A 3,237-nucleotide genomic window follows, 5' to 3' on the forward strand; every position below is an offset into this window, starting at 1 on the left:
GGAAAGAGATATCTTTGAATATATTGAACTTTGGTATAATAAAAAGAGAAGGCACTCAACACTCAATTATCTGACAATTAAAGAATTTAATAACTTAAAAATTAATTATAAATATGCTGCTTAACTTATACTGCACTTTTTGTTTGCATGTCCAGATAATGGTTTATTAGAAAACTTGGTTTTAAAAGAACAAGCAGACAGCACTTTTAGAGTGCTTTTAGTACAGTATAATATAACAGACGCTGAAAAAAATAATTTAATTAATAAACAAATTGTAGATATCGAAAACAAAATTATTTTTGTGGAATTACACGATATTTCAGGTTCTTTATTTAATAAAGTAAATTCTGATCAAGAAACATGCACAGTCTTTTCTTATGATTGGGAACAAGGTAGCACGTGTAGCGCTGGAGGTAATCACAGTTATACTGCAGGAGATGACTGTTCAGGCTGGGGTAATCCCGATTTCACGGCTACTAGTGGTGGTTGGATTTTGTCTGCTAGCGAAATAAGTTGTGGCGGAGGCGGGGGTTCTACTTCTTCTCCAAGCAGTCCTAGTGAAGGTTCAGGAGGTGGTGGTACCTATGTGCCACCTACTACAACTCCCGTGCTTTGTCCTCGATGTCCCGAAATTGAAATTGATCAAGAAGAGGATTGTGACACATCAAAAGAAGATTTAAAAAAAATATTTCCAAATATGTCAGACACGGATGCATCAACACTAGCATTTGTAATAAATGATAAAGCGAAAGATTTTGATGTTGATACTCAAGAAAAACTTTGGCATTTTTTAGCTCAAGCAGGACATGAAGTGGGTGGTTTTAACAATGGAATTGGGGTACAAGAAAGCACTAACTACACGACTACTTCAAGACTACTAAAGATATTTCCAAAATATTATTCTGAAACTGATACCATAGTAAAAAGAAAACCAGACACATATATTAACAACCCGTCTGGTCATGCGAACTATACTTACTGCTGTAGAATGGGTAATGGTAATGAAGCAAGTGGGGATGGCTACAAATATAGAGGAAGAGGTATTTTTCAATTAACAGGCAAAACAAATTATGCTAATTTCAAAACCTGGTACAATAACAAATATGACCCTGATAAAGATTTCATATCTAACCCAGAATTATTAAAGGATAATGATACGATAGCTATTTTAAGTGCTCTTTGGTTTTACAAAACCAGTGTTTTAGATAAAATAACGATAGACTCTACTACAGCTGTAAAAAAAGTAACAAAAAAAGTAAATGGCGGAATAAATGGCCTTACAGATAGGGAAGCAAAATTCACAAAAGCAAAAGATTCAATAACCTGTTTATAAAATTAAATATTATGAAAAAATTAAATATATTATTAATTACACTTTTAGTTGGTCTTTCAATTAGTTGTAAAGCCCAACAAGCTCAAGCCAATATTCAAACGGAAATTATTGCTACATGGATAGCAGAAGACGATTTAAATGTGAAATTAGTTTTCAATAATAACAATCAGTGTTTAAGTTATTATAATAATACTCTAATTGACACATATTCTTACGCAATTTCTCACGAATGTGGTTCTGAATCAGATTTTAATTCTTGGTTTTTAAGACTAACCGATAGTGAAGATTTAAGTATTAGATGTTATGACCTTTTTGGTGCAAATTTAGACAACAATAATACCCTTTCGATGAAAGATATGTTAACAGGGAAAATTTTCATTTATAACAAACAATAAAACTAATCACAATCATATAAAATAGCAGTTATGAGCTAAACTTATGGTTTGTTCATTTCTGCTGTTTTTGTTTTAAAAAGTAAGTTTTTACTCCAATTACGGTTTTTACCGTAATGAAAAGGGCAAATAAGTTGTAGTTTTCGATGAATGGTACAAAAAGGTATTGTGAGATTGTTATTATTATTATACACTTGGTTTTTATTAGTTAAAATCACTAATTTTCAAAACCAACCAAACGAATGAAAAAAAGACAATTTGATAACAATTCTCAATCTGTTTCAAGTTATGAGTTTTTCGCTTGGACAGGTCTCAATGCCTATGGTCTACAGAGACAATTAATTAATAGTACTCAACTACAAAATTTAGCCAACTTATCTTTAAATGTACATAATGATGAATATACAACCCCGTATGATTTATAAATGTTTTATTCTATTATTCTTTACTTTAGTTTTTGGATGTAAAGAAAAACAAAATAGCTTAAGTGTATATAATGATACTTTCGATTCCTTTTTAACGAAATCTGTAATAGATATAAGGTATAACACGCCTCCCTCTTTCGAAGAATATAAAGATGGTCTTAGTAAAAAAGCAGTACTAATAAGGCCTGATAGTATAAGTAAGTTAAAATTATTTGTTGTACAAACATCTTCAGATAATTACTTATTAAGTTACAAGAATTATCTTCCAAAAGATTATAAAAATATAATTAAAAATTCGAGTACCGAAATTAGTTATGTTCCTGAGAAAACAACAGTGTTTTCTAATCATAATTTTGCGGTGAAAATTATTGAGGAAAAAGATATTAAGTCCTTTAAAAGAAGTGAGGAATTTAGTGGAAATAATGTAGGTGGCATACTTTACTTTAGTAAAATGATTATTAATAAAGAGCACAATAAGGCTATGGTGTATGTGAGTTGGTTTAAAGAAAAACTCAATGGTAGTTCTAGTATTATTTTATTTAAGAGAGAAAAAGAAAATTGGGTTATTAATGAAGTCGTGGCTATATCTGTTAGCTAATAATGGCGTAATTAATTCTTAATTAAGACTTTAGATGTTAAGTGTCTAATGCTAAAATAAAACAGATATAAACTAATCGCGTTTACGCATATAAAAATAAAAACTAAAAGCCATTACGCAAGTAGTGGCTTTTTTAAATATTTAAAATTTGCGTTTTCACTCCAATTACGGTTTTTACCGTAATGAAAAGCGCAAATAAGTTGTAGTTTTCGATGAATGGTACAAAAAGGTATTGTGAGATTGTTATTATTATACACTTGGCTTTTAATAATAAAATCACTAATTTTTAAAACCAACCAAACGATTGAAAAAAAGAAAATGTAAACAGTATTTTAAATTAGTAATGTTGCTCTTCGGGGTTACATTTGTGTTATCTAGTTGCCAAAAAGAGGATGATTTTACACGGAGTTCACAAACAGAAAATAGTCTAAACCCAAAGTTTAAAATATCTAAGATTAATAAAAAAAGAATTGAGGATAACGAACTAAT

General features: G+C 29.9%; 5 protein-coding genes. All 5 read left to right on the forward strand.

Annotated elements, in window-relative coordinates:
- A partial coding sequence (locus tag ES677_RS15925) for an IS3 family transposase (RefSeq protein ID WP_394349293.1) occupies positions 1 to 124 on the forward strand: 124 nt, incomplete at its 5' end.
- A gap of 15 nt (positions 125 to 139) precedes the next feature.
- The gene (locus ES677_RS14890; protein WP_148381680.1) at positions 140 to 1,333 is read left to right on the forward strand and encodes a glycoside hydrolase family 19 protein; all 1,194 of its coding nucleotides are present in this window, start codon (positions 140 to 142) and stop codon (positions 1,331 to 1,333) included.
- Between the two features lie 11 nt (positions 1,334 to 1,344).
- A complete protein-coding gene (locus ES677_RS14895; protein ID WP_148381681.1) occupies positions 1,345 to 1,728 on the forward strand; it encodes a hypothetical protein in 384 nt (127 codons plus the stop codon).
- Positions 1,729 to 2,118: 390 nt separating this feature from the next.
- A complete protein-coding gene (locus ES677_RS14900) occupies positions 2,119 to 2,748 on the forward strand; it encodes a hypothetical protein (protein ID WP_148381682.1) in 630 nt (209 codons plus the stop codon).
- A 304-nt stretch (positions 2,749 to 3,052) separates the two neighbouring features.
- Positions 3,053 to 3,237, forward strand: a 185-nt coding sequence (locus ES677_RS15550; protein ID WP_211357898.1) for a hypothetical protein, incomplete at its 3' end; no start/stop codon positions are given.

The sequence above is a fragment of the Bizionia gelidisalsuginis genome, from assembly GCF_008086185.1.
Lineage (GTDB): Bacteria > Bacteroidota > Bacteroidia > Flavobacteriales > Flavobacteriaceae > Bizionia > Bizionia saleffrena.

Excerpts from the sequence above, each read along its gene's own strand:
- ES677_RS14900 (WP_148381682.1), top strand. The coding sequence starts at position 2,119 with ATGATGAATATACAACCCCGTATGATTTATAAATGTTTTATTCTATTA.
- ES677_RS14895 (WP_148381681.1), top strand. The coding sequence starts at position 1,345 with ATGAAAAAATTAAATATATTATTAATTACACTTTTAGTTGGTCTTTCA.